This is a genomic window from Tardiphaga sp. 839_C3_N1_4 (genome assembly GCF_051811045.1).
Lineage (GTDB): Bacteria > Pseudomonadota > Alphaproteobacteria > Rhizobiales > Xanthobacteraceae > Tardiphaga.
The window spans coordinates 3025364-3049105 of the sequence record NZ_JBPWQD010000001.1; the positions used below are offsets into that span (position 1 = coordinate 3025364).

Annotated in this window: 24 protein-coding genes; 12 read left to right on the forward strand and 12 right to left on the reverse strand. The window is 61.1% G+C overall.

The window, feature by feature from the left end; all coding sequences use genetic code 11:
• Positions 1–3 precede the first annotated feature (3 nt).
• From AB8A38_RS14530 to AB8A38_RS14550, 5 genes are all read right to left on the reverse strand, one after another.
• Positions 4–1623 (reverse strand): ABC transporter ATP-binding protein, encoded by a 1620-nt coding sequence (locus AB8A38_RS14530; RefSeq protein ID WP_439086419.1) that lies wholly within the window; start codon positions 1621–1623, stop codon positions 4–6.
• Positions 1623–2462 (reverse strand): ABC transporter permease, encoded by an 840-nt coding sequence (locus AB8A38_RS14535; protein WP_184513560.1) that lies wholly within the window; start codon positions 2460–2462, stop codon positions 1623–1625. Before AB8A38_RS14535 ends, AB8A38_RS14530 begins: the two co-directional genes overlap by 1 nt.
• Positions 2459–3430 carry an ABC transporter permease gene (locus AB8A38_RS14540; protein WP_315840671.1) on the reverse strand — a complete coding sequence of 324 codons (972 nt, stop codon included), beginning with the start codon at positions 3428–3430 and terminating at the stop codon, positions 2459–2461. Before AB8A38_RS14540 ends, AB8A38_RS14535 begins: the two co-directional genes overlap by 4 nt.
• Before the next feature lie 84 nt (positions 3431–3514).
• The gene (locus AB8A38_RS14545; RefSeq protein WP_439086420.1) at positions 3515–5080 is read right to left on the reverse strand and encodes an ABC transporter substrate-binding protein; all 1566 of its coding nucleotides are present in this window, start codon (positions 5078–5080) and stop codon (positions 3515–3517) included.
• Positions 5081–5146: 66 nt separating this feature from the next.
• Positions 5147–5920, reverse strand: coding sequence for a class II aldolase/adducin family protein (locus tag AB8A38_RS14550; RefSeq protein WP_092139360.1), 774 nt, complete (start codon positions 5918–5920; stop codon positions 5147–5149).
• Positions 5921–6048: 128 nt separating this feature from the next.
• Here AB8A38_RS14550 and AB8A38_RS14555 point away from each other — a divergent pair, with 128 nt between their 5' ends.
• From AB8A38_RS14555 to AB8A38_RS14570, 4 genes are all read left to right on the forward strand, one after another.
• A complete protein-coding gene (locus tag AB8A38_RS14555) occupies positions 6049–6756 on the forward strand; it encodes a GntR family transcriptional regulator (RefSeq protein ID WP_439086421.1) in 708 nt (235 codons plus the stop codon).
• On the forward strand, positions 6753–7778 hold the full coding sequence (locus AB8A38_RS14560) for a histone deacetylase family protein (RefSeq protein WP_439086422.1): 1026 nt from the start codon (positions 6753–6755) through the stop codon (positions 7776–7778). Before AB8A38_RS14555 ends, AB8A38_RS14560 begins: the two co-directional genes overlap by 4 nt.
• A 169-nt stretch (positions 7779–7947) precedes the next feature.
• The gene (gene gabT, locus AB8A38_RS14565; RefSeq protein ID WP_439086423.1) at positions 7948–9225 is read left to right on the forward strand and encodes a 4-aminobutyrate--2-oxoglutarate transaminase; all 1278 of its coding nucleotides are present in this window, start codon (positions 7948–7950) and stop codon (positions 9223–9225) included.
• A 27-nt stretch (positions 9226–9252) separates the two neighbouring features.
• Complete coding sequence (locus AB8A38_RS14570; protein WP_439086424.1) at positions 9253–10542, forward strand: ArgE/DapE family deacylase; 1290 nt, start codon at positions 9253–9255, stop codon at positions 10540–10542.
• 55 nt (positions 10543–10597) lie between these two features.
• Here the strand turns inward: AB8A38_RS14570 and AB8A38_RS14575 are convergent, their stop codons facing one another.
• Complete coding sequence (locus AB8A38_RS14575; protein WP_439086425.1) at positions 10598–10984, reverse strand: hypothetical protein; 387 nt, start codon at positions 10982–10984, stop codon at positions 10598–10600.
• Between the two features lie 227 nt (positions 10985–11211).
• Between AB8A38_RS14575 and AB8A38_RS14580 the strand changes: the two genes are divergently transcribed.
• The 6 genes from AB8A38_RS14580 to AB8A38_RS14605 all read left to right on the forward strand — a co-directional run bounded on the left by AB8A38_RS14580 (position 11212) and on the right by AB8A38_RS14605 (position 16692).
• Positions 11212–11619, forward strand: coding sequence for a hypothetical protein (locus AB8A38_RS14580; protein ID WP_439086426.1), 408 nt, complete (start codon positions 11212–11214; stop codon positions 11617–11619).
• Between the two features lie 499 nt (positions 11620–12118).
• Positions 12119–13342, forward strand: coding sequence for an ABC transporter substrate-binding protein (locus AB8A38_RS14585; protein ID WP_439086427.1), 1224 nt, complete (start codon positions 12119–12121; stop codon positions 13340–13342).
• 130 nt (positions 13343–13472) lie between these two features.
• The gene (locus tag AB8A38_RS14590; protein ID WP_068733337.1) at positions 13473–14327 is read left to right on the forward strand and encodes a branched-chain amino acid ABC transporter permease; all 855 of its coding nucleotides are present in this window, start codon (positions 13473–13475) and stop codon (positions 14325–14327) included.
• Between the two features lies 1 nt (position 14328).
• The gene (locus tag AB8A38_RS14595) at positions 14329–15258 is read left to right on the forward strand and encodes a branched-chain amino acid ABC transporter permease (RefSeq protein ID WP_315840661.1); all 930 of its coding nucleotides are present in this window, start codon (positions 14329–14331) and stop codon (positions 15256–15258) included.
• On the forward strand, positions 15255–15998 hold the full coding sequence (locus AB8A38_RS14600) for an ABC transporter ATP-binding protein (protein ID WP_439086428.1): 744 nt from the start codon (positions 15255–15257) through the stop codon (positions 15996–15998). The genes AB8A38_RS14595 and AB8A38_RS14600 overlap by 4 nt, the downstream gene beginning before the upstream one ends.
• Positions 15985–16692: an ABC transporter ATP-binding protein gene (locus tag AB8A38_RS14605; RefSeq protein ID WP_089262171.1), complete on the forward strand. Its 708-nt coding sequence runs from the start codon at positions 15985–15987 to the stop codon at positions 16690–16692. The genes AB8A38_RS14600 and AB8A38_RS14605 overlap by 14 nt, the downstream gene beginning before the upstream one ends.
• 163 nt (positions 16693–16855) lie before the next feature.
• Here the strand turns inward: AB8A38_RS14605 and AB8A38_RS14610 are convergent, their stop codons facing one another.
• Positions 16856–18064: a DUF3419 family protein gene (locus AB8A38_RS14610; protein WP_439086429.1), complete on the reverse strand. Its 1209-nt coding sequence runs from the start codon at positions 18062–18064 to the stop codon at positions 16856–16858.
• Positions 18065–18233: 169 nt separating this feature from the next.
• Here AB8A38_RS14610 and AB8A38_RS14615 point away from each other — a divergent pair, with 169 nt between their 5' ends.
• Positions 18234–18926, forward strand: coding sequence for a class I SAM-dependent methyltransferase (locus AB8A38_RS14615; protein WP_439086430.1), 693 nt, complete (start codon positions 18234–18236; stop codon positions 18924–18926).
• 2 nt (positions 18927–18928) lie between these two features.
• Here AB8A38_RS14615 and AB8A38_RS14620 read toward each other — a convergent pair whose 3' ends face one another.
• On the reverse strand, positions 18929–19807 hold the full coding sequence (locus AB8A38_RS14620) for a lysylphosphatidylglycerol synthase transmembrane domain-containing protein (RefSeq protein WP_439086431.1): 879 nt from the start codon (positions 19805–19807) through the stop codon (positions 18929–18931).
• A 320-nt stretch (positions 19808–20127) separates the two neighbouring features.
• On the opposite strand from AB8A38_RS14620, the gene AB8A38_RS14625 reads away from it, so the two are divergent.
• On the forward strand, positions 20128–20349 hold the full coding sequence (locus tag AB8A38_RS14625; RefSeq protein WP_439086432.1) for a hypothetical protein: 222 nt from the start codon (positions 20128–20130) through the stop codon (positions 20347–20349).
• A 16-nt stretch (positions 20350–20365) separates the two neighbouring features.
• On the opposite strand, the gene AB8A38_RS14630 is transcribed toward AB8A38_RS14625, so the two are convergent.
• The 4 genes from AB8A38_RS14630 to AB8A38_RS14645 all read right to left on the reverse strand — a co-directional run bounded on the left by AB8A38_RS14630 (position 20366) and on the right by AB8A38_RS14645 (position 23739).
• Entirely contained in the window at positions 20366–21193 is an 828-nt protein-coding gene (locus tag AB8A38_RS14630; RefSeq protein WP_439086433.1) for an NAD-dependent protein deacetylase, read from the reverse strand.
• A gap of 238 nt (positions 21194–21431) precedes the next feature.
• Positions 21432–21950, reverse strand: a complete 519-nt coding sequence (locus AB8A38_RS14635) for a hypothetical protein (protein ID WP_439086434.1) — start codon at positions 21948–21950, stop codon at positions 21432–21434.
• 82 nt (positions 21951–22032) lie between these two features.
• Positions 22033–22845, reverse strand: a complete 813-nt coding sequence (locus AB8A38_RS14640; protein ID WP_093759509.1) for an ABC transporter permease — start codon at positions 22843–22845, stop codon at positions 22033–22035.
• 9 nt (positions 22846–22854) lie between these two features.
• Positions 22855–23739: an ABC transporter permease gene (locus AB8A38_RS14645; RefSeq protein ID WP_439086435.1), complete on the reverse strand. Its 885-nt coding sequence runs from the start codon at positions 23737–23739 to the stop codon at positions 22855–22857.
• Positions 23740–23742: the final 3 nt, after the last annotated feature.

Consider the following 23742-nt stretch of genomic DNA (forward strand, 5'->3'; position numbering starts at 1 on the left):
AGGTCAGGCGGCCTGGGATGGCGAACTCTGGCCGGGGACGGCGCCAAGCAATTCGCGGGTGTAGGGATGTTCCGGCGCCGCGAACAATTGGGCGGTCGGTTTCAGTTCGACGATGACACCGCGCTGCATCACCGCGATACGGTCGCAGATCTGTGCAGCGACGCGCAGATCGTGGGTGATGAACAGCATCGAGAGACCAAGGCGGGCCTTGAGGTCTTCCAGCAGCTTCAGCACCTGCGCCTGCACGGAGACGTCGAGTGCAGAGACGGCTTCGTCGGCGACGATGATCTCCGGATCCATTGCAAGCGCGCGGGCGATGCCGAGACGCTGGCGCTGGCCGCCGGAGAACTCGTGCGGATACCGATCGAGCGAGCCGGCATCAAGGCCGACCATCCCGAGCAGATCACGCGCACGCTGCATGGCGACCTTGGGGTCGGTGCCGCGGGCAATCGGGCCATCGGTGATGATCTGGCCGACCCGGCGGCGCGGATTGAGCGAGGCGAACGGATCCTGAAAGATCATCTGGATGCGGTGGCGCTGCGCGCGCAACGCCTTGCCTTCGAGAGCTGTAAGATCGACATCGCCGATGCGCACGGTGCCGCGGTCGGCTTCGATCAGCCGCATCACGAGACGCGCGACGGACGACTTGCCCGAACCGGACTCGCCGACCAAACCGACGGTCTCGCCCTGCATGATCGAGAACGTGACTTCGTTTGCTGCCTGCACGCGGCGATCCGGCTTGAACCAGCCGCCTGAGGTCACATAGGTCTTGTCGAGGCCGATGACCTCGACAGCCTTCGCATTTTCATCCAGCGACGCGCGCACCGGCGGGTGCATGGACGGCACGGCAGCCAGCAGAGCCTTGGTATAATCGTGCTGCGGATTCCTGAAGACGGCGTCGATCGAGCCTTCTTCCACGATCTTGCCATGACGCAACACCACGACACGATCGGCGATATCGGCGACGACGCCGAAATCGTGGGTGATGAACATCACCGCCATGTTGCGGCTGCGCTGCAGGTTGCGGATCAGCTTGAGGATCTGCGCCTGGGTGGTGACGTCGAGCGCCGTGGTCGGTTCATCCGCGACGAGCACCGATGGCTCGAGCGCAAGCGCCATGGCGATCATCGCGCGCTGGCGCTGGCCGCCGGAGAGCTGATGCGGATAGGCGCGGATGATGCGCTCCGGATCGGGCAGACCGACTTCCTTCGCCAGATTGAGCGCCTTGGCGCGACGTTCCTTCGGCGTCAGCAGATTATGGGCCTCGAACATTTCCATCATCTGCTCGCCGATCCGCATCAGCGGATTGAGCGCCGTCATCGGCTCCTGGAACACCATGGCGATGCCGCGGCCGCGCACTTCGCGCCAGCCGCTTTCGTCGAGCTTCAGGAGATTCTGGCCCTCGAACAGAACTTCGCCGGTCTCGGTCTTCACCGTATCCGGCAGCAGGCCCATCAGCGCGTGCGCGCACATGGACTTGCCGGAGCCGGATTCGCCGACGACGCAGACGATCTCGCCGGGAATGAGATCGATGGAGACGCCGTCGACCGCATAAGGGCGTTCGGCGCTCTTCGGCAAAGCAATCTTCAGGTTCTTGATGGAAACGGCGGGGGTAGCAGTCATCAGCGGCTATCCTTCGCCAGGCGCGGATTGAGCGCGTCGTTGAGGCCTTCGCCGATCAGGTTCATGCCGAGTACCGAAATCAGGATGGCGACGCCGGGGAAGACCGTGATCCACCAGGCCTGACGGATCACCGTCCGGCCCGCGCCGACCATATAGCCCCAGGACATCAGGTTGGGATCGCCAAGGCCGAGGAACGACAGCGAGGATTCCAGCAGGATCGCATTGGCCACCATCAGCGAGGCCAGCACGATCACCGGCGACAGCGCATTCGGCAAAATCTCGCGCGAGATGATCCAGGTGTTGCTCTGGCCGGTCACGATGGCGGCCTGGACATATTCGCGCGTACGCAGCGACAGCACCTCGCCGCGCACCAGACGCGCCACCGGCGGCCACGAGACGATGGCGATGGAGCCAACGATGGAATAGATCGACGGCTGCAGGATCGCCACCAGCACAATGGCCAGCGGGAAGCTCGGAATGGTCTGGAAAAACTCGGTGAAGCGCATCAGGGCGTCGTCGACCTTGCCGCCGAAATAACCGGCGATGGCGCCGAGCGGCACGCCGATGGTGAGCGCCACGGTAGTCGAAACGAGACCGACCAGCAGCGACACGCGGGCGCCATAGATCAGGCCGGCAAACACATCGCGGCCCAGCGCATCGGTGCCGAGGGTCACCATGGGATTGGTGAAGGGCGGCAGGAACGGCCGCTGCACCATGCGCCAGGGCGAGGTCGGAAAGATCATCTGCCCGAACAGCGCGATGAAGATCGCAATCGTGATGATGACCAGACCGATAAGGCCGCCAGGATTGCGCAGCATCAATTTCCAGAACTTCTTCATGATGCAAACTCGATGCGTGGATCGACCAGCCGATAAACGAGGTCGGTGACGAGATTGAAGATCAGGACCATCGCCGAGCAGACCACAAAGACGCCGAGCAGAAGGTTATAATCGCGTTGCAAGAGTGCCTCATAGAGCAACCGGCCAATGCCGGGCCATGCAAACACCGTCTCGGTGAGCACGGCGCCGCCGACGAGCGTACCGGAGTGGACGCCGGCCAGCGTCACCACCGGCAGCAGCGCGTTGCGCAGCACGTGACGGCGCTGGATGATGTTGTCGCGCAGGCCCTTGGCACGGGCCGTCTTGACGAAATCGAGCCGCTTGACCTCGAGCATCGAGGCGCGCGTCATGCGCGTATAGGTCGCCATGAAGAACAGGCCGATGGTCATCGCCGGCATCACCAGATGCAGGGCCACGTCCTTGACATGCGCAAGCCCGGTGTAGTTCGCGCCGATAGTCTCGTAGCCGAAGCTCGGCAGCCAGCCGAGATAGACGGAGAACAGCAGGATCGACATCAACGCGACCCAGAAGATCGGCGTGGCATAGAACAGCAGCGCCGAGACAGTGATGGCGGTGTCCGCCCATGTCCCCGCAAATCTCGCGGCCAGCGTACCGAATGTGATGCCCAGCAACAGCGATATGCCAAACGCCGTCAGCGTCAGCAGCAGCGTCGCCGGCAACCGCTCGGCGATCAGCTTCGCGACCGGCATCTGCTGGCGGAACGAGAAACCAAGGTCCAGGGTGACGACACCCTTCACGTAAATGAACAGCTGCTCCGGCAGCGGCTTGTCCAGTGAGAACTTTTCACGCAGCTGCTGGACGAATTGCGCATCGCTGGCGCCGGCCTCGCCGGCCATCACCGCTGCGGGATCTCCGGGCGCAAGACGGATCAGGAAGAAGTTCATCACGATGATCGCAATCAGGACGAACACGCCCTTCACGATCCTCTGGGCAACGAATGACAGCATCAGAGGTCCATCGCATTCAGGTCAGAGTACACAAAGAAAACCCGTGACGATCGCAGGGATCGTCACGGGCATCAGGCTGGAAGCTTACTTGTCGATCCAGGCGTCGCGGAAGCCATCATTGACGCCGATACCGGTCGTGATCAGGTTCTTGATCTTGCAGTTCGTGATGGTCGGGAACTGCAGTTCAAGCTGCCAGGCGACAGGCACATCCTCGACGAGGATCTTCTGGACCTTCTCGTAGATTTCCTTGCGCTTCGAATCCGGCGTTGCGACGGCGCCCTCTTCGAACAGCTTGTCGACCTCAGGATTGGAATATCCCTCGAGGTTGTTGAAGAGCTGGCCTTTGGCGATCGCGCTTGTCACGTAGTTGCGGCCAACGCCGAGCGCCGGATCACCATACTGATACAGATAGGTGAACGAGATGTCGTAATCCCATTCGCTGTTCTTCTGGTTGGAGCCGGGAACGTCTGTGGCGATGGTCTCGATATTCATGCCGACGTCGACGAGGTTCTGCTTCACAGCTTCACCCCAACGCGACCAGGTTTCGCCATAGGGCAGCGGCATCAGGCGGACCTTTTCGCCCTTGTAGCCGGCTTCCTTGAGCAGCGCCTTGGCCTTGGCCGGATCGTACGGATATTTCGGCACGTTGTCGGTGTAGAACTTGATCGCCGACGAGGACGGGCCGGTGGCGACTTTTCCGAGACCGTTCCAGATCACGTCGCGCGCGAATTCGCGATCCACCGCGTACATAATCGCCTGACGAACCTTCTTGTTGGCGAGCACGGGGGTGCGGTTGTTGAGCCACATCCAGGCCATCGGCGAGAAGAACTCCCAGCCATCGCCTGTGACGCAGGTGTTCGGCAGCTTGCTGACGCGCGGCACGTCGAAGTTCTCGATCGAACCGCCGGGCAGCACATCGACCTTGCCGGTCTCGTAGGCCACCGAACGCGCGGCAGCGTCCGGGATGATCTGCCAGTAGATGCCGTCGATATAGGGCTTGCCCTGGACGTGGTAGTTCGGGTTCTTCACCAGCTGGATGAACGAGCCCTTCTTCCATTCCTTGAACATGAACGGACCGGTACCGATCGGCGTATTGTTCGCCGGATTGGTCTTGACGTCGGAGCCTTCATAGATGTGCTTCGGGATGATCGGCATCGAGCCGACTTCAAAGATACCGATGAAGGGGCCGAAGGGCTGCTTCAGCGTGAAGACGACGGTGTAATCGTCGGGCGCTTCGACCTTGTCGAGCTGCACGAGGTTGTTGCGGGCACGCGCGTGGGTCACCTTCAGCGTCTCGATGGAGAACAGCACGTCGGCCGCGGTGAACGGCTTGCCGTCATGCCAGGTCACGCCCTGCTTGAGCTTGAACGTGTAGGTCTTGGCATCCGGGCTGATTGTCCAGCTCTCGGCGAGACCTGGCTGCGGCTCCAGTGTCTTGCTGTAGCGCAGCAGGCCTTCATAGATGTTGCCCGAGACCATCTGGGTCGGGCCGTTCTGCACCAGTGCCAGCATCAGGCCCGGCGGCTCTGGCTGGATCACCGCATTGATGGTGCCGCCCATCTTCGGCTCCTGCGCGAGCGCCATCGTGCTCGTGAAAACGAGCGGGCTCACGCTGGCCAGTGCCAAAGCGAATACAAATTTCTTCAACATATCTTTCCCCTTAGTGCCGGCTGGCACGTAACCCAGATCAGTTGACGATGTGTAGCGGAAGTCGGGTCAATTCTTGTAATCGGCGTCCGTGCGCTCGAGCATGCGCTTGAAGGCCTCCCACTCGCTGTCCGGCTTGCCGCCTTCGGTGCCATGCACCTTGTCGTAACCGCGGTCATACTGGCCGGCGGTGTGTGCGGCAATGGCGTGGGACGGGCGAATGACTTCTGCGCCGGTTGAAAGAATCGCGAGCTGCGCGCGGCAGGAGCGCTCCATGTTGAACATCAGCTTGAAGGCCTCGCCAACCGAGCGGCCGCAGGTGAGCAGGCCGTGATTGCGCAGGATCAACACCATCTTGTCACCGAGATCGGCGACCAGGCGCTCACGCTCGGACAGGTCCAGCGCGATGCCTTCGAAGTCATGATAGGCGATTCGGTCGGTGAACTGCATCGACCACTGGTTCAGCGGCTGCAGACCGTCCTTCAGGCACGACACAGCGACACCGGCAACGGTATGCGTATGCAGCACGCATTGCGCGTCGTGGCGGGCGGCGTGAACGGCGCTGTGAATGGTGAAGCCGGCCGGATTGATACCGAGGCCAAGCGGATCGTCGACGACTTTACCGTCAACGTCGACGGTGACGAGGTTGCCGGCCGTCACTTCCTCGAAGCGCATGCCATAGGGATTGATCAGGAAGCGGTCTTGGGTGCCGGGGACGCGCACCGAAATATGCGTGTAAATGCTGTCATCGAGGCCGAGGCGATGGATCAGACGATAGGCAGCGGCGAGGTCGATACGGACCTGCTTGGCGGCATCGAGGGTCGGCGTAATGTTTGCATGCATGTTCACAGGCGCGGTTCCCGGCTTTTTTTAAGATGCGGGCAGGAAACACAATCGCATGGCAGCTCGCAAGATTAAACTGTCGACAATCGACGATTAATTCTTGTACAGGGGAAGAAACGGGTCCCCGCATGCGTTTGATTACTCCTCCAGTTGGTCTGACCGCCCTCGCCGACACCGATCTTGTCGGGCAGGTCGCACGCATCCTGACCCAGGCCATCATCAAGGGGCAGCTGCTGCCCGGCGCCAAAGTCGTCGAAGCCGGCATCGCCCGCGAACTCGGCGTCAGCCGCGCTCCTGTCCGTGAAGCTGCACGGCTGCTCGAGCAACAGGGCCTGCTGGTCTCGCATCCGCGCCGTGGCTTCTTCGTCCGCAAGCTTGAAGCAACGGATATCGACGAGATCTACGACCTCCGCATTTGCGTCGAATGTCACGCCGGCGTGCTCGCCTCGAAGAACATGACGCCTGCCAATCGCGACATGCTGCGCCGGCAGATCGATGTGATGCACGAGACCGCCGGCATCGATGATCATGCCCGGCAGATCGAGGAAGACTACAAATTTCACCGCATGATCTGCGAGATCGCCGGCAGCAAGCGCCTGCTGCGTCTGTTCGATGACCTCGCGTCAGAACTGCGGATGACGATCGGCCTGATCGGCCGACTCTATGACGACCCGCATCGCATCGCGCAGACCCATGAGGCGCTGCTCGAAGTGCTCGAACAGGGGCATCCCGATATCATCACCGCGCGGATCGACTATCACATCGGCGCTGCCTGGCGCGAAGTCGGCAAGCTGGTTCGCGAACTTCCCTCCTCAACAAATGGAGCCGCCACGTGAAGGCAGTGTATTCCGACAAGCACAAGAGCCATGATCCGCAGTTCTTTCTTGTACGCGGTCAGGTCCGTAAAACCACCGAGCAGCCGGAGCGCGCCGAGCGCTTGCTGAAAGGCCTCGCCGACGGAAAACACACGATCGTCGCGCCGACCGAATTCGGCCAGGGCCCACGTGCCCGCGTGCACTCGCCGGAATACCTGCGCTTCCTCGAAGGTGCCTGGGAGGAATGGATCAAGCTGCCGGACTACGGTCCGGAAATGATCGCCAATATCCATCCGAACCGCGTGCCGGGCAGCTATCCGACCCACATCACCGGCAAGCTCGGCTGGCACACCGCCGATACCGCAGCGCCGATCGGTCCGGGCACCTGGCTTGGTGCCTGCGCATCCACCGACGTCGCCGTCACCGCGGCGCAGATGGTGATGGACGGTGAGGACGCCGTCTACGCGCTCTGCCGCCCGCCCGGCCACCACGCCTATCGCGACATGGCCGGCGGCTTCTGCTTCATGAACAATTCGGCCATCGCCGCCGAGCATCTGCGCACGAAGCATGAGCGCGTCGCGATCCTCGATGTCGACGTGCATCACGGCAACGGCACGCAGGGCATTTTCTATTCGCGCCCGGACGTGCTGACGGTGTCGATCCATGCCGATCCCGTCGGCTACTATCCCTTCGTCTGGGGCTATGCCCATGAGAAGGGCGAAGGCAACGGCCTCGGCACCAATCTCAATATTCCGCTCGCGCTCGGCACCGGCGACGACGGTTTCATCGATGCGCTCGCCGTCGCCGAGAAGACCATCAAGTCGTTTGCGCCGACCGCCCTCGTTCTCGCCCTCGGCCTCGACGCCTCCGAACACGATCCGCTGGCAGCCCTGAAAGTCACCACCCCGGGCTTCAAACGCATCGGCGAAGCCGTCGCGCGCATGGGCCTGCCCACGGTCCTCGTTCAGGAAGGCGGATATCTATCCGACATCCTGGGCGCCAATCTGACCTCGACTCTCGCCGGTTTCGAAGCCGCGCGGTAATTCCTCTCAGACGTCATTGCGAGGAGCGAAGCGACGCGGCAATCCAGAAAGTCACAAGCGAAGACTGGATTGCTTCGTCGCAAGGGCTCCTCGTAACGACGGGGAGAGGTCAACGACAAACATTCACCGACCCCAACAACACCCAAGAAAACTCGAAGGACAAACTCGAATGTCGACCAATGCAGAAATCTTCGCGCGTCGCGAAGCCGCCGTTCCCCGCGGCATCGGCCACTCCACCCCGATCTCGGCACAGCGCGCGCTGAATGCGGAAGTCTGGGACGTCGAAGGCAAGCGTTATGTCGACTTCGCCGGCGGCATCGCCGTGCTGAACACCGGCCACTGCCACCCGACCATCATGGCCGCGGTGCGTGCGCAGATGGAGAACTTCACCCACACCTGCTTCCAAGTGCTGCTGTATGAATCCTACGTGACCCTCGCCGAGCGCCTGAACAAGCTGGCGCCGATCGATGGTGCCACCAAGACCGCATTCTTCACCACCGGCGCCGAAGCGACCGAAAACGCCATCAAGATGGCCCGCGCCGCCACCGGCCGCGCCGGCGTGATCGCCTTCACCGGCGGTTTCCATGGCCGCACCCACATGACCATGACCATGACCGGCAAGGTGTTCCCGTACAAGAAGGGCTTTGGCGGAGCCATGCCGGAAGTCTGGCACGTACCGTTCCCGGCCGCGCCGCTCGACGTCACGGTTGAGGAATCGCTCAAGTATCTCAGCTTCCTGTTCAAGGCCGACATCGATCCGGCCCGCGTCGCCGCCATCATCATCGAGCCGGTGCAGGGCGAAGGCGGCTTCCACCAGGCGCCGCCGGAGCTAATGCGCGCGCTGCGCAAGATCTGCGACGAGAATGGAATCGTCTTCATCGCCGACGAAGTGCAGACCGGTTACGGCCGCACCGGCAAGATGTTCGCGATGGAACATTACGACGTGAAGCCCGACCTCATCACCGTGGCGAAGAGCCTCGCCGGCGGCTTCCCGCTGTCGGGCGTGATCGGCAAGGCCAAGATCATGGACGCTGCCGATCCGGGCGGCCTCGGCGGGACCTATGCCGGCAACCCGCTGGCGATCGCGGCTGCGATGGCCGTGCTCGACGTGTTCGAGAAAGAGAAGCTGATCGACCGCGCCAACCATATCGGCGAACGCATCACCACGCGCCTGAAGAAGATGCAGCAGCGCAACGACCTCGTGCCGATCGCCAGCATCCGCAATGTCGGCGCGATGATCGCCTTCGACATCGTCAAGGAGCGCGGTAGCGACATGCCGGACTCCGAAATGACCAAGAAGGTGACGCAGAAGGCGACTGAAGAGGGCCTGATCCTGCTGTCCTGCGGCGTGAACTTCAACACTATCCGCGTGCTCGTTCCGCTGACCGCCCAGGACGAGATCCTCGACGAAGGCATGGAAAAGCTCGAGCGCGCGCTGACCGCCTGAGCCCTCTCACAAGAAAAGGAAAAACACATGGCTCTCGATCCCGCACTTCGCGACAAGATCATCGCTGCCGTCGACAAGGGTTTCGATGCCCAGGTCAAGTTCACGCAGGACATGGTGCGCCACGTCTCCACGCGCGGCAACGAACACACGATGCAGGACTTCATGTTCCGCGCCATGAAGGCGCGCGGCTACAAGATGGAGCGCTTCGAGATGGACCGCGCCGCGCTCGGCCATCATCCCGGCGCCGGCGCCTGGGACGAACTGCACTCGACCGCGCCGATCGTGGTCGGCACGCATTATCCGCGCGAGGAAAAGGGCCGCTCGCTGATCATGCAGGGCCATGTGGACGTGGTGCCGGAAGGCCCGCTCGACATGTGGGCCACGCCGCCTTACGACCCCGTGATCCAGGGTGACTGGATGCAGGGCCGCGGCGCCGGCGACATGAAGGCCGGCTGCGCCTCCAACATCTTCGCCCTCGATGCCTTGAAGAGCCTCGGCCTGCAGCCGGCGGCAACGGTCTATCTGCAGTCGGTGGTGGAAGAGGAGTCCACCGGCGACGGCGCGCTGATGACGCATCTGCGCGGCTACAAGGCCGACGCCGTGGTGGTGTCGGAGCCATCGCATGAGACGATCACCCGCGCCAATATCGGCGTGGTCTGGTTCCAGGTCGAAGTCCGCGGCGTGCCGGTGCATGTGCAGCGCATGGGCACTGGTGCCAACGCCATCGATGGCGCCTATCGGATCATCGGTGAATTGCGCAAGCTGGAAGCCAAGTGGAATGCGACCAAGGACCAGCATGAGCACTTCAAGAACATCGAGAAACCGGTCAATCTGAACATCGGCAAGATCGCCGGCGGCGACTGGGCGTCGTCAGTCCCGGCCTGGTGCAAGGTGGACTTCCGCATCTCGCTGCTGCCGGGCAAGACCGCCGAAGCGGCGAAGAAGGAGATCGTCGACTGCGTCGCCGCCTTCGCGCATCAGGATCCGTTCCTGTCGAACATCCCGCCGACCGTAACCTTCAACGGCTTCCAGGCCGAGGGCTACGAGCTCAAGCCGGGCTCGGATGCAGAAGCCACGCTGGCCGCAGCGCATGAAGCGGTGTTCGGCCAGAAGCCGAAGCCGGAAATCTCGCTCGCCTATCTCGATAGCCGCGTCTACGCGTTGTTCGACAATGTGCCGACGTTGAACTACGGCTGCATCTCGCGCGGCGTCCACGGCTTCGACGAAGGCGTCAACCTGCCCTCGCTGAAGAAGACGACGACGGCGCTGGCGCTGTTCATCGCCGAATGGTGCGGCGTGGAAGAGATCAAGGCCTGATCATTCAGGCCTCAGCCTGAAGACCGAATGGGCGGCGGGGCAATCCGCCGCCTTTTCATTTCTGCCAGCTGCAGATGCCGCCTGTGCGGCACGGCCAGACCTGCACCCGCGTGTCCGCCGCATTGGAATCCAACGGATTGCCGCGACGAACGACCTTCTTCTGCGCAGCGCGCTGCGCCACCGGCTTCACAGCCTGCGTACGCGCAACGCGCGGTGCTGCCTTCGCCGGGTCGGCTTTCACATTCGCCTTCGCATCGGCCTTGGCCTGGATCTGCACCTGCTCAAATGACGCGGGCGGGCCCAGCAGTTTCGGCGACAGCACAGCCTTCTGCAGGTCGAGCAGCAGGTATTCGCCGGGCTTGTAGGTGTCAGCCTGTGCCGCACCAAAACTCGCCAGCAGAGCAATGCTGGCCGAGGCTGCAATCAGATATCTCAAACGCATTTACGCCTCCTGAGGCCGGTTCCCGGCTTCTGGACTAACAATGTCTCTAAGTTAAGCATGGATAACGTTGAATCCAGCCACGAGTTTCCCGGAAAGTGCCTGCGGCGCAGGCATTTCTGGCGGTAAGACTAACCGTCCATGGCGCCCCCGCCGATTGATCCAGCGCAATGCGACCCCGCGCTGCTGCGCCGACCCTCCGCTCAATCAGTTCAGCAGCGGAGACCGCCATGACATCCGTCCAGCCCTATCCCATCGTCAGTAATCTCATCGAACGCATTGGCGACTGGTTGATCCAGCGCCGCCAGCTCAACGAACTCGGTGCACTCGACAGCGGCGAGTTCAAACGCATGGCCCATGAGCTTGGCCTTGCGCCAAGCGATCTCGATACGATCGTGCGCAGAGGCGTGAACGGTGCGGAGGAATTGCCGCAGATGCTCCGCGCGCTCGGTTTTGACGACGCCGCCATTGCCAAGATCCGGCCGCCTGACATGATGGAGATGCGCCACGCCTGCGCCAGTTGCGCGCACAAGCGGGCCTGCGGCGCCGATCTCGCAGCCAAGACGGCGGCGGCGAATTACGAGAACTATTGCGCCAATGCCAACGACATTACGCTGCTGGCCCGGGCTGCGGAGTAGATTATTCTCCACCTTTACTAAAAATGCTCGAAAAGCCGGCCAGGTAAGCCTAATCGGTTAGGTTAAGATTTGGTTTAAGTTGCGACAAAACCCGGCTGGGATAGCGTCGATCGTGTCGCGCAGTGGGGCGCGGAAGTCGCTTTCCAGCCCCGAATTTCAATGCACGGCACGGGACCGCCGTTATTACCTGCGTCGGCGGTCCCACCCCTTGGCAGCCCCGGCTGTACCCAACGCCACCTCCCAACTCGGCCACTTGAGAATGCGCATGTTGCACCTGCTCGCAACTTGCAATGTGCCACCCGCGCCGCAGCATCGTTACATGTCATGCAAGCAGTCATCGCGTCGCAACAAGAAGCGCTTTGTGAATGCTCGCAATTTAATCCGCGACACAGTGTTGCTGCGCGCAATCTTCCTTGACTTGCTCTCGCCGCACTTGGCAGTCTGAGATCACACAAAAAAGCATCGGGCAACGACCCAGATGCCTCTAGGGAGAGACACCATGGACTCATTTCTGAGGCCGCTTGCGGCTGCGAGTATGATTGTTGCTGGCGCCCTTGCTTCCACTACTCCAGCATCTGCCCAGCAAGCGCCGATCAAGATCGGCATTCCGACGTCGGTCCAGTTGCAGGTCGGCCGCGACACCCAGAACGCCGCTAAGCTGGCCATCGAAGAGATCAATGCCAAGGGCGGGTTGCTCGGCCGCAAGCTCGAAATGGTTGTCGCTGACGAGACTGAGAATCCCGAACAGGGCATCGCTGCAATCAAGAAGCTCACCGCCGATGACAAGGTCAACGTGCTGATCGGCGGCTATACGTCAGGTGTGACGCTGGCTCAGCTGCCGCACATCTCCAACGCCAAGACAATCTATCTCGGCGTCGGTGCTGCCTCACCTGCCATCACCGCAAAGGTGAAAACCGACTACGACAACTACAAATACATCTTCCGCGCCTTCCCCATCAACGCGGCGCATCAGGCGCGCGCGCTCGTCGACTTCATCAACGGCAAGCTCAAGGGCGAGATGGGCCTGAAGAAGATCGCCATCGTCGGCGAGAACGCCAAATGGGTGCAGGATCTCGTTCCGATCCTGAAAAAGGGTGCGACCGACGGCGGCACCGACGTGACGCTTGCCGAGTTCTTCGACACCTCGACTTCCGACTTCTCGCCGCTGTTCGCCAAGGTGAAGAATTCAGGCGCGCAGTATCTGATCGTCGTGCTCTCGCATGCCTCATCGGACATCTTCGTCAAGCAGTGGCATGACGCGCAGGTGCCGATCCCGATCGGCGGCATCGACGTCAAGAGCCAGGACGCCGACTTCTTCACCCGCGTCAGCGGCAAGGCCAATGCCGAAACCGTCGGCATGTTCGCCATCCGCGCGCCGCTTACGCCAAAGACCATTCCGTTCTGGGATGAATTCGTGAAGCGCTTCGGCACCGCACCTGTCTATACCGGCATCGGCGCCTATGACGCGGTCTATGTCTATGCCGATGCCGTGAAGCGCGCCAACTCCATCGAGCCCGACGCTGTCATCAAGGAGCTGGAGAAGACTGATCATGTCGGCATCGCCGGCAAGCTGGTGTTCGACGAAGTACACGACGTGAAGACCGGCCCGGGACTGCAGAATCTGCTGTTCGTACAGTGGCAGAAGGACGGCGCCCGCGTTGTGGTCTGGCCGAAGGAAGCCGCTACCGGCCCGATGATCGCACCGCCCTGGATGAGCAACTGACCTGTTGATCGCGATCATCATGATCGCAGCATAACCGCACGGCCGGCGATCCTCTCGCCGGCCGGAAAAAGGGAGGCGCGACCACTCACGCGTTCGCCCTCTTCTGTCCGGTCTTCAACAGCGGGTTCTCATGCTTCAGATTCTGATCTACGGCGCGGTCTCCAGCGCCATCTATGCGATGCTGGCCGTTGGTTTCACCCTGATCTTCGGCGTCGCCCGCATCCTCAATCTTGCCCATGGCTCCTTCTACGCACTCGGCGCCTATGCGGCCTATGTCCTCACCTCGCTGCTTGGCGTTCCGCTCTTCATAGCTGCCCCACTGGCGGTGCTGATCGTCGCCGGCTTCGGCGTGGTGATGGAGCGTTTTCTGGTGCGTCCGCTGCGCTCGTCTCAGCTCGCCGTGCTGATGATTACCCTCGCCGTTTCGCTCGCGGTCGAACAGGCGCTGTTCATCACTTTCGGCTCCGAATATCGCAACGTGCCTTCGTTCGTTGCTGACAAGCTCTCGATCGGCGGCGTTGATATCTCTGGCCAGCGTCTGCTTGCCCTTGTCGCCGGTGTCCTCGTGCTGCTCGGCCTCTGGCTATTCATCCAGCGCACGCGCCTCGGCGCCGCCATCCTCGCGGTGTCCCAAGACCCGGAAGCCGCGCAATATATGGGCATCCCGACCAACCGCATCTTCTCCATTGTGATGGCGATCTCCGCCGGCACTGCGGCGCTCGCCGGTGTGCTGGTGTCGCCGTTCCTCACGGTGCAGCCGACCATGGGCCTGCTGCCGATGGTGAAGGCCTTTGCCATCGTCATCGTCGGCGGGCTCGGCTCGATCCCCGGCAGCATTATCGCGTCGCTGATCCTCGGCTATTCCGAGACCATCGTTGCCTATCTGATTTCGACATCATGGACGGAGCTGGTGTCGCTGGTCGCGGTCGTCGTCACGCTGATGATACGCCCGTCGGGACTCCTCGGGCGACGGGCGGCATTCTGACATGAAACGCATCGCCCCCATCGACATCGCAGGCGGCATCCTCGTCGTCGCCTTTCTCGCGCTGCTGCCCATGTTCGCCGCCAGCAACTATCTCACCGGCGTGCTCACGGTCTGCGTGATCTACGGCATCTGGGCATCAAGCTGGGACTTCATGTCCGGCCTCACCGGGCGCGAGAATTTCGGCCACTCGCTGTTCATCGGCGCCGGCGCCTATACCGCCGGCTTCCTGTCCTCGATCTGGTCGACAAACCCGTGGGTCAGCCTGCCGCTCGGCGTGGTGATCGCCATCGCTTTCAGCCTGCTGGTCGGCTTCCCGACGCTGCGGCTGCGTGGGCCTTATTTCGCGCTGGCGATGCTGTCGGCCTCGGCGATCCTGCAGCGGCTGTGTCTGATCTTCTGGGAATATACCGGCGGCGAGGAAGGTATCTACGGCCTCGATCCCTTGATGAAAAACCCGCTGCATTACTACTGGTTCGTGCTGGCGATTCTCGTAGCTGCAGTGATCACGCTGACGTTGCTGGCGCGGTCGCATTGGGGCCTCCTGCTGCGCGCGATTCGCGGCGACGAGGCGACCTGTCAGGCTGCTGGCATCAATGTCACCTTCTACAAGATCGTGTCGCTGATGATCTCGGCAGGTTTCGCCGGTCTGGGCGGCGCGCTCTATGCGCATTACCAGCTACAGGTGTCACCGCCGCTGTTCTCGGTCGTGGTCTCCATCACGGTGATCATCATGGTCTATGTTGGCGGCATTGGCTCGATCTATGGCGCCGCCGTCGCCGCGATCCTCCTGACGCTGCTCACCGAGATGCTGCGCGGCTTCGGCGAGTACCGGCTGTGGATCTATACGCTCACTTTGATGCTGATCCTGTTCTTCCTGCCCAATGGACTGATCGCGCCGCTCTGGCGCCGGCTGACGGAGCGCCTGCGATGACCGACCTGCTCGAAGTCAACGGCGTGACCAAGCGCTTCGGTGGCCTGACCGCCGTGAAGAATGCGAGTTTTACGCTGAAGAAAGGCGAGTTCACCGGCATCCTCGGCCCCAACGGCGCCGGCAAGACCACGCTGTTCAATATCCTCACCGGCTTCATGCAGCCGACATCAGGTACGATCCATTTCAACGGCGATCTCGTTCGAGAACTCGCGCCCTACAAGGTGGTCAATCGCGGCATGGCGCGGACCTTCCAGCTCACGCGTCCCTTTGTCGGCATGAACCTGCTGGAAAACGTGCTGGTCGCCTGTATGTCGCCGCGCGCCAGTGAGGACAAGGACAAGGAAGCACGCGCCAGCTATCTGCTGGGACAGGTCGGCCTCGGCGGCCGTGACAAGGAGCCGGTGGAGACGCTGCCTTATGGCGACCTCCGGAGGCTCGAAATCGCCCGCGCGCTGGCGACCCGGCCGGACCTGTTGCTGCTCGACGAGCCCTTCGCAGGGCTTGGCAGCAGCGAGATCGAACAACTGGCGCAACTGATCCGCAGGCTGCATCGCGAGGAGAACCTCACTATTTTGCTGATCGAACACAAGCTGCGCGAGTTCATGGCGCTGGTATCGCGCGTGATCGCGATGAATTTCGGCGAGATCATCGCCGTCGGCCCACCGGAAGAAATCGTGAAGAACGAGAAGGTGATCGAAGCCTATATCGGCAAGACGGAGGACGCCCATGCCTCTGCTTGAAGTCGCCGATCTCAAGGTCAGCTACGGCAAGGCGCTGGCCATCGAATCCGTCTCGATCAGGGTCGAGAAGGGCGAACTCATTGGCGTGCTCGGCCCTAACGGCGCCGGCAAGACCACACTACTGAAGGCCATCTCGCGCAGCATCGCCTCGCAGGGCACGTTGAACTTCAAGGATGCGTCGCTGCATCCGATCGAGCCATATAACGTCGTCGCCAAGGGCATTTGCCACTGTCCCGAGGGGCGAAAGCTGTTCTCGGAATTGTCGGTGTTGAAGAACCTGCAGCTCGGGGCTTACCTCCGCAAGAACAATGCCGACGTCGAGAAAGACCTGGAGCGCGTCTTCACGCTGTTCCCGGTGCTGCGCGAGCGGCAATGGCAACAATCGAGCACACTGTCTGGTGGCGAGCAGCAGATGGTAGCCATCGGCCGCGCGCTCATGGGCCGCCCGGAACTGCTGCTGCTGGACGAGCCCTCGGTCGGCATCGCGCCGCGACTGAAGGGGCTAATCTTCGACTCGATCCAGCAGATCAGGAGAGACGGCACCGCGATTTTGATCGTCGAACAGGACGCGACATCGACGTTGCGGATCGCGGATCGGGTCTATGTGCTGGAGCATGGGCGAACGATCCGTGAGGGGACGTCCGCAGAGATTGCCGGAGACAAGTATATCCAGCAGATTTATCTGGGGGTGTAGCCAAGTACTCTCATGTCATCCCCGCGTAGGCGGGGATCCATAATCACGGCCGGCGTCGTTTAGGCGGCAGAGCTACGACTATCTTACTCAATCCAAATCTCAAGCGTGTATGGGTCCCCGCCTTCGCGGGGACGACGGGCTGAGATTTCCGCGAGTAACGCGCTTACGCCTTCCGCGTGTACAGATGAAACCCGCCATAGATGCCCGAACGATCCGCAGCCAGACCTTGGGCGCTGCGCGCCTCATCGCGCTGCCACGTCTCGCGCAGCGATGCATGTTCCGGATCGTCCAGCGGTGACTCGGCACCGGCGGTGCGGAAGATCACCCGGATGCCGTCTTTGCCGGCGCGGTCGATCGCGTCCCACAGCGCACGGATTTCATCCGGCGCCATCCAGTCCTGCGAATCCAGCAGCACGACCGCGTCGATCTGGCGAGCCGGAAGGCTCTCCAGGAACACACGCAGATTGGCATGCACCGGCGTGACCAGAGCGGCGCGGCTGGCGGTGTCCCCGTAACGGCTCTGCTGCAGATACAACGGCAGGCATTTGTCGCCGGGGCCGACATAGCTGCGGCTCAGCGCCTGCCATGCGAAATAGTTGTTGGCGTTCGGATGCACGTCGATCAGGGCGAGCAGACGTTGATGCAGCACTTCGTTGAGCGGCTGGTTGCCGCCCAGCAGCGTGCGCTGCTGGGGTGGGATGCCGAGGCTGAACAGCAGAGCGGGTGTTTTCGTCATCAGGCGAGCGAGCCGCGAATGAAACAGCCAGTGCAGGCGTTCCAGCGCACGCTTGCGCGCCGGCGACTGGGCGTCATCATGCAGCAGCGCCTTCAGATCGATCCGGGCGAGTTTCGCCAGGGTATGCGCAAAGCCGATGAAGCGGCCGAGCGCGCCGTGGCGATAGAAGCCGTCACTGAAGTAACCGTAACGGGGGCGGCCCTGGATATCGCGCTCGTCCCAATAGCCGCGCGCTTCGGCATCGAGCAACGGCCGCAGCCGCTCGCGATAGAGGCCCACATTGCTATCGGATGCGCCTTCGCCGAAGAATTTCCAGAAATCATGATAGTTCGGCAGTGCGCGCAGGCCTGCGAGCTTCAGCTTCAGCAGTGACAGATGCGCTTCATTCAGATCGACCGCATAGACATGCTCGGGCTTGGCCGACAGATAGGACAGCGCATTGCAGCCGCCGCTGGAGATCGTGACAATCGTCGAACCGGGCGCCAGTTTCAGCGCCGCCATGTCGGCTTCGGGATCTTCCCAGATCTGGGTATAGACCAGCCGGCGGAACCAGAAGGCGAACAGCCTGTCCCAGATCGTCGTTTCTTCGCGACCACGGCTATTGCGAACGGCGTCGGCGATCAGATGCGTATTCATCGGCTTCTTGGACCCTTCGAATCGACAATCTGAAATTTTTATCAAGCGCAGACTGCGGTTTTGCGACAGTCATTCTAAATTTCGGCCACTTCCCGCGACGAAACTACTGTCACACCGCTGTCGTGTTGCGATGAAATGGATCGCTCATCCGGATGCGATGAGGTGCGCCATGACGATTGTCTCCGAATACGAGGACGGCGGTCAGCCCGCGTGGTCGAACGAAGCCACCCATCGCATGAACCGGATGTATCGCTGGCAGCGCTTCATCTATGACGCGACGCGCCGGTACTATCTTCTCGGCCGTGATCAGCTCATCGCAGAACTCGTGCCTGCGCGGGGCGCGACGGTGCTGGAGATCGGCTGCGGTACCGGCCGCAATCTCGTTCAGGCCGCCAGCAGATATCCACAGGCGGTATTCTACGGCATCGATATTTCGACCGAGATGCTGACCACGGCCATCGCGTCCATTGCACGCAACGACCTCACGGATACTGTCCGTGTCGCCCATGGCGATGCGACGAATTTCGATCCGGCACGCATTTTCGCCGTTCCGTCATTCGATCACGTCATGATTTCCTACAGCCTGTCGATGATCCCGAGCTGGCAGGATGTGCTCGATCACGCCGTCTCGCAGCTCAAGCCCGGCGGGCAACTGCATATTGTCGATTTCGGCCATCAGGAGCGGTTGCCAAAGATCGCGAGCAAGCTGCTATTGCGCTGGCTGACGCTGTTCGACGTGACGCCGCGCCGCGAGCTTCTCGATGTGCTGAAGACACTCGCGGAGCGTCACCACGCCAATCTCGATTTCAATCGCCCGTTCCGCGGCTATGCGCAATCGGCGGTGCTGACGCTGCCGAAGTAAATTCAGGCGAGCTTGCGTCTGCTCACATTCCGGTAGGCTTCGACGGCGCCGAACAGCGTCAGCGACAGCACGAACGGGATCAGGTGATAGAACAGCCGGAACAGCAGCAACACAGCCAGTAGCTGTTCGGTATGTTCGCCGCCAAGCCCCACCAGAATTGTCGCATCGAACACTCCGATGCCAGCGGGGGCATGGCTGGCGAATCCCAACAGCGTGGCGGCGATGAAGACGACGATTACCTGCGCGACGCCGACATCCATCGTTTCGGGGATCAGCACATACATCGCCAGAGCCGCCGCGCCGAGATCGACCAGACCGATACCGATCTGGAAGAACACGTTACGCCCGCTCGGTACCGGCACCGACCAGTTGCGGCCACCGAGCGTCCGAATGCCGTTCCACGTCCAGCCCACATACGTGATGATACCCACCAGAATTGCCACCGCGATGAAACGGTTGATCTCGGGCGAGAGCTGATCGATCCGGCTGATGGCGCCTGGCTCGTGCAAGGTGCTGAGCGCCAGCGCGGTGAGATTGCCGAGCCAGAAGGTCAGACCCGTCAGGAAGCAGATGCGGGCGACGCCGGCAGGACCGATGCCGTGCGGTGCATAGATCCGGTAGCGCACCGCCGATGACACCAGCAGCACGGCGCCGGTTCCGTGCGAAATCGGATAGCTGGTGAAATTGGCCAGCGCTGCAATCCTGAAGGGAATGTCCCCCCGCCCGATCATCTGAAGCGCCAGCCAGTCATACAGCGTCAGGCTGCCATAGGAGATCGCCACCAGCACCAGCGAGAGCGCGATGCTGCCTGGCGGTACCATGTGCATGGCAGACAGCACGTGGGCGAAATCCACGCCCTTGAGCGCCTTCGTCAGCGCCATAAACGCAATCGTAGCAATTGCTATGCTAAGGAGCGCGCCAAGCCACCTCCAGCTGAGGCGCGTACGCATCAGCTGCATGATATTTTTCAATGCGGGTGGCACATTGTTCTACTTTTCATTAGGTCTGAGCACGCCGTGATTCGCGCATGTGTTCGCGCGTTCTGTTGCACGTCCATGTGACAGCTGCGCAAAAGCAGCGTTTTGGCGCCGCCCAACAATCCGGTGATTTCCAGATTTCGCCCCCGCCATGTCGCATCAAGGTCATGCGGGTTCCGTAAGCCATACGCACTGAATGCACTGATTCATCCAAGCAGGACACCATGTCGACCGAGACCGAATATCAGCTCACCGAAAACCAGTGGGACACATTGCGGATGCTTCGCCCCGCGATCCTGCCACCGGCCAAGCTGAACCGTTACGTTCTCGATCAGCTGGTTGCGATGGGACTGGTTGCGCTATCGGACACTGATCCGGCGCTGACATCCATGGGCCGCGCCGTGGTTCTGCGCGGCTGTCCGCGACTGTGGGATCTGGCGGCCTAAACCGAGGCTTTCGCCGTCAGGGCGCATCCGCCCGCTGAAGCAGAAATGCGAGCGCATCCTCGCAGCGGTCCTCGACCTTGAAGCTGAGAAACTCGTCGGCGCGCGTGCGGCCGAGATTGACCGCAGCGATGGGAATCTCCGCGCGCACCGCCGCTTGCACGAAGCGAAAGCCGGAATAGACCATCAAAGACGAACCGGCGATCAGCATGGCATCGGCCTTCTGCAGGTGGCCGAGCGCAGCATCGACGAATTCGCGCGGCACGTTCTCGCCGAAGAACACGACATCCGGCTTGAGGATGCCGCCACAGATCTCACAGGCCGGCACGACAAAGGATGCGAAGTTGACGCCCTCCAGATCGGCATCGCCATCGGGCGCAACGGCCGCATCGAGGTCCAGCCATCCTGCGTTCAAGCGCCCCATCTCGTGCTGGAATTCATCGCGCTGGATCCGGCGTTCACATCCCATGCAGCGAACGAGGTCGAGCCGGCCGTGGAGGTCGATGACCTTCTTGCTGCCGGCCGCCTGATGCAGCCGGTCCACATTCTGGGTCAGCAGAACTTCGCATTTTCCGATCTGTTCGAGACACGCCAATGCGTGATGCGCATCGTTCGGTCGCGCCTGGCCGAACCGACGCCAGCCAATGAGACTGCGCGCCCAATAACGCTGCCGTGTCAGTTCCTCGCCCATGAAGGCCTGAAAGGTCACAGGCTGCGTGCGCTTCCAGTTGCCGTCAGTGTCGCGATAATCGGGAATGCCCGAATTGGTGCTGCAGCCCGCACCGGTCAGGACAAACAGACGTTGATGGCGATCGACGAAGTCGCGAAGGGCATTGGATGGGGTCATAGGGGAACGATTATCTCTCGGCGGCAGATTATGCCAAGCCGCCACGGACGCGGCACTTGGCACTGCTTATGTGGGGACGGAATTCGGCGAGTCCACCACGCGGGATCACGCCACGGCGTCGAATATCGCTGGCGAGCGGATGAACCAGTTTGTTCATGAGTGGAGACAAGGTGCTTAACCGTCATACTGGCATATCTATGTCGGCGGCTGACACGCGCGGTCCCTTGCCAGAACGAAATCAATGGATGCTGCGCTTGGTCCAACCATAGGCGACCATTGCATCGTGAAGTGCATTCCTAGCGTCAACAGTGCTGACCGGATCTTCGCTCGCAGCAGTTAGCCTGCTGACGACATCGATCCATTGAGGGGACGCGCGGGTTTCAGATCCGACGTAGCGCTGAATCCATCTCAGCGCCGAAACAACCGACAACAGCTTCCGATCACCCGTCGGGGTCTGACCAGGCGCATCAGCAGTCAAAGTGATCGGCGCGAAGATGATCTGCACCGTTACCCCGTCGGTTGGTGGATGAAGTTCCAAGCCGGTGTAGCGCAAAGTACAACGTATCCGCAAAGTCCCAAATTTCAATTTGGAAACAGGCGCCCGTAGGATCGCACTGATGCCCATGAACCGATATGCCAACGAGAACCCAACCGGCTGCTCGTCATCGGACTGTTCAACGTTCCATACATCTGCGCCTCGAACGGGAGGTTCAAGATCACAGCGAAAGTCGATGCCAATTACTAGGTCCGACGCCATGCTTCGACAGGTGGTTCCTGTCCGCCTTGCGCCATGAGCCAACCCTGGCGATGACCAAGCACGCGCAGCCTCAAATATGAATTTACTTGTCGAGCTTGAACACCATCTGTGTCGGGCGCACGAACCGCAATGCGATCAGAAGCAGCGTCATGACCATCACCATGTAAATCACGGCCATGGCATCGATGGAATAGACGGGGCGAACACCACCGGCAAACATATTGTAGAATAACGCGACGACAAGCGTCTGCGATCCACCGCCGCCGAGGAGAAATGCAAGCTCGAAATTCGATATCGTGTTGACCAGCACAAGGACGCCGGCGGTCAGTATTCCCGGTACCATCAGGGGAAACAGAATCCGCCTGAAAATCTGAGCCCGGCTTGCGCCAAGCATTGACCCGCTCCATTCCAGATTGACGCTGATCTGCTCGAAGAATGGCATCAACACGAAGACGGCCAGCGGCACCATCGGCACCAACACTGCCAGAATCACGCCGACGACGGATCCGCCGACACCATACCGATAAAGAGTGGTCGCCAGCGGAATCCCGTAGGTCATCTGCGGGATCACCAGCGGCAGAAAATACAGCAGCAGAATGACCGATTTGAATCGGAAATTTCGTCGCGCAAGAATGTAAGCGGCCGGAAATCCAATGGCCAATGCAAGGAAGACAACGACGACCACGATCAGCAGCGTGACGCCCAATACCTGCCCCAGATCGAAGTTCTTCCACGCATAAGCGAACCAGTCCGTCGTATAGGCCGGCGGCAGCAGGCCGCCGAACCAACGCTTGGCGAACGAGCTCACGACAACATGCGACACGATCCCAAGCATGTTGAGGATGAAACCCACAATGAACAGATAGAGCGAGAGCTTCCACATTCTGCTTCGCATTGTGCAGCCCTATCTCTTTCCGACGCCCATCGTCGCAGCTGGCGACAACCGTCGACGGAACAGGATGATGACCAGCAGTGCTGCCAGCTGACACAGGCCCATAACCACTGCAATCGCGGAAGCAGCCGACATGTCATATTGTTCGAAGGCCTTCTGATAGGCCGCAATGGAGATCGTGCGCGTGGTGCCCGCCGGCTGCCCGAGCATGATGGCGGAGGGAAAGACCGCGAAGCTCATGACGAACACCAGCGCGAATGCGATGGCAAGACCGGGCGCGATGAGCGGCAGCATCACGCGCCGGAAGACAATCGAAGGTGTCGCACCAAGCATCCGCGCCGAGCGTTCAAGGCTGGGATCGATGCCGGATATGTATCCCAGCAGCATCAGGAAGCAGAACGGAAACTGCTGCATGAACAACGCCAGCATGACGCCAGCATAGTTATGGGTCAGAATGAACGGCTCTTTGATAAGCCCTAATCCGAGAAGGACCTGATTGAACCAACCCTGCGAACCATAGAAACCCAAGATACCTTCCGACAGCAGGATCACGCCAAGCGAAATAGGCATGATCAGGATCGTGGTCACGGTCCGTTCCATGAAAATGCCCCGGCGCATGCCGTAAGCCAGCCAAAGAGCGAGCAGAAGGACAACGACCGTAGTGGGGATCGCCAGACTGAAGGTGATCCAGATCGTACCATACTGATAGGGATCGCTGAAGAACGTGAGATAGTTCGCAAAACTGAAGCCGCCAACCTTTTGCGGCCGAAGGCTGAGATAGACACCATACAGAAACGGATAGACGAACATGCAAAGAACGTAGAGCAAGGACGGCAGCAAACAGAAGAATGCCAGCGCGTCGAATTCGCTCTTCTCATCGTTGGCTACGGCGCGCATTAT

Excerpts from the sequence above, each read along its gene's own strand:
- AB8A38_RS14530 (WP_439086419.1), bottom strand. The coding sequence starts at position 1,623 with ATGACTGCTACCCCCGCCGTTTCCATCAAGAACCTGAAGATTGCTTTG.
- AB8A38_RS14535 (WP_184513560.1), bottom strand. The coding sequence starts at position 2,462 with ATGAAGAAGTTCTGGAAATTGATGCTGCGCAATCCTGGCGGCCTTATC.
- AB8A38_RS14540 (WP_315840671.1), bottom strand. The coding sequence starts at position 3,430 with ATGCTGTCATTCGTTGCCCAGAGGATCGTGAAGGGCGTGTTCGTCCTG.
- AB8A38_RS14545 (WP_439086420.1), bottom strand. The coding sequence starts at position 5,080 with ATGTTGAAGAAATTTGTATTCGCTTTGGCACTGGCCAGCGTGAGCCCG.
- AB8A38_RS14550 (WP_092139360.1), bottom strand. The coding sequence starts at position 5,920 with ATGCATGCAAACATTACGCCGACCCTCGATGCCGCCAAGCAGGTCCGT.
- AB8A38_RS14555 (WP_439086421.1), top strand. The coding sequence starts at position 6,049 with ATGCGTTTGATTACTCCTCCAGTTGGTCTGACCGCCCTCGCCGACACC.
- gabT (WP_439086423.1), top strand. The coding sequence starts at position 7,948 with ATGTCGACCAATGCAGAAATCTTCGCGCGTCGCGAAGCCGCCGTTCCC.
- AB8A38_RS14570 (WP_439086424.1), top strand. The coding sequence starts at position 9,253 with ATGGCTCTCGATCCCGCACTTCGCGACAAGATCATCGCTGCCGTCGAC.
- AB8A38_RS14575 (WP_439086425.1), bottom strand. The coding sequence starts at position 10,984 with ATGCGTTTGAGATATCTGATTGCAGCCTCGGCCAGCATTGCTCTGCTG.
- AB8A38_RS14580 (WP_439086426.1), top strand. The coding sequence starts at position 11,212 with ATGACATCCGTCCAGCCCTATCCCATCGTCAGTAATCTCATCGAACGC.
- AB8A38_RS14585 (WP_439086427.1), top strand. The coding sequence starts at position 12,119 with ATGGACTCATTTCTGAGGCCGCTTGCGGCTGCGAGTATGATTGTTGCT.
- AB8A38_RS14590 (WP_068733337.1), top strand. The coding sequence starts at position 13,473 with ATGCTTCAGATTCTGATCTACGGCGCGGTCTCCAGCGCCATCTATGCG.
- AB8A38_RS14595 (WP_315840661.1), top strand. The coding sequence starts at position 14,329 with ATGAAACGCATCGCCCCCATCGACATCGCAGGCGGCATCCTCGTCGTC.
- AB8A38_RS14600 (WP_439086428.1), top strand. The coding sequence starts at position 15,255 with ATGACCGACCTGCTCGAAGTCAACGGCGTGACCAAGCGCTTCGGTGGC.
- AB8A38_RS14605 (WP_089262171.1), top strand. The coding sequence starts at position 15,985 with ATGCCTCTGCTTGAAGTCGCCGATCTCAAGGTCAGCTACGGCAAGGCG.
- AB8A38_RS14610 (WP_439086429.1), bottom strand. The coding sequence starts at position 18,064 with ATGAATACGCATCTGATCGCCGACGCCGTTCGCAATAGCCGTGGTCGC.
- AB8A38_RS14615 (WP_439086430.1), top strand. The coding sequence starts at position 18,234 with ATGACGATTGTCTCCGAATACGAGGACGGCGGTCAGCCCGCGTGGTCG.
- AB8A38_RS14620 (WP_439086431.1), bottom strand. The coding sequence starts at position 19,807 with ATGGCGCTGACGAAGGCGCTCAAGGGCGTGGATTTCGCCCACGTGCTG.
- AB8A38_RS14625 (WP_439086432.1), top strand. The coding sequence starts at position 20,128 with ATGTCGACCGAGACCGAATATCAGCTCACCGAAAACCAGTGGGACACA.
- AB8A38_RS14630 (WP_439086433.1), bottom strand. The coding sequence starts at position 21,193 with ATGACCCCATCCAATGCCCTTCGCGACTTCGTCGATCGCCATCAACGT.
- AB8A38_RS14635 (WP_439086434.1), bottom strand. The coding sequence starts at position 21,950 with ATGGCGTCGGACCTAGTAATTGGCATCGACTTTCGCTGTGATCTTGAA.
- AB8A38_RS14640 (WP_093759509.1), bottom strand. The coding sequence starts at position 22,845 with ATGCGAAGCAGAATGTGGAAGCTCTCGCTCTATCTGTTCATTGTGGGT.
- AB8A38_RS14645 (WP_439086435.1), bottom strand. The coding sequence starts at position 23,739 with ATGCGCGCCGTAGCCAACGATGAGAAGAGCGAATTCGACGCGCTGGCA.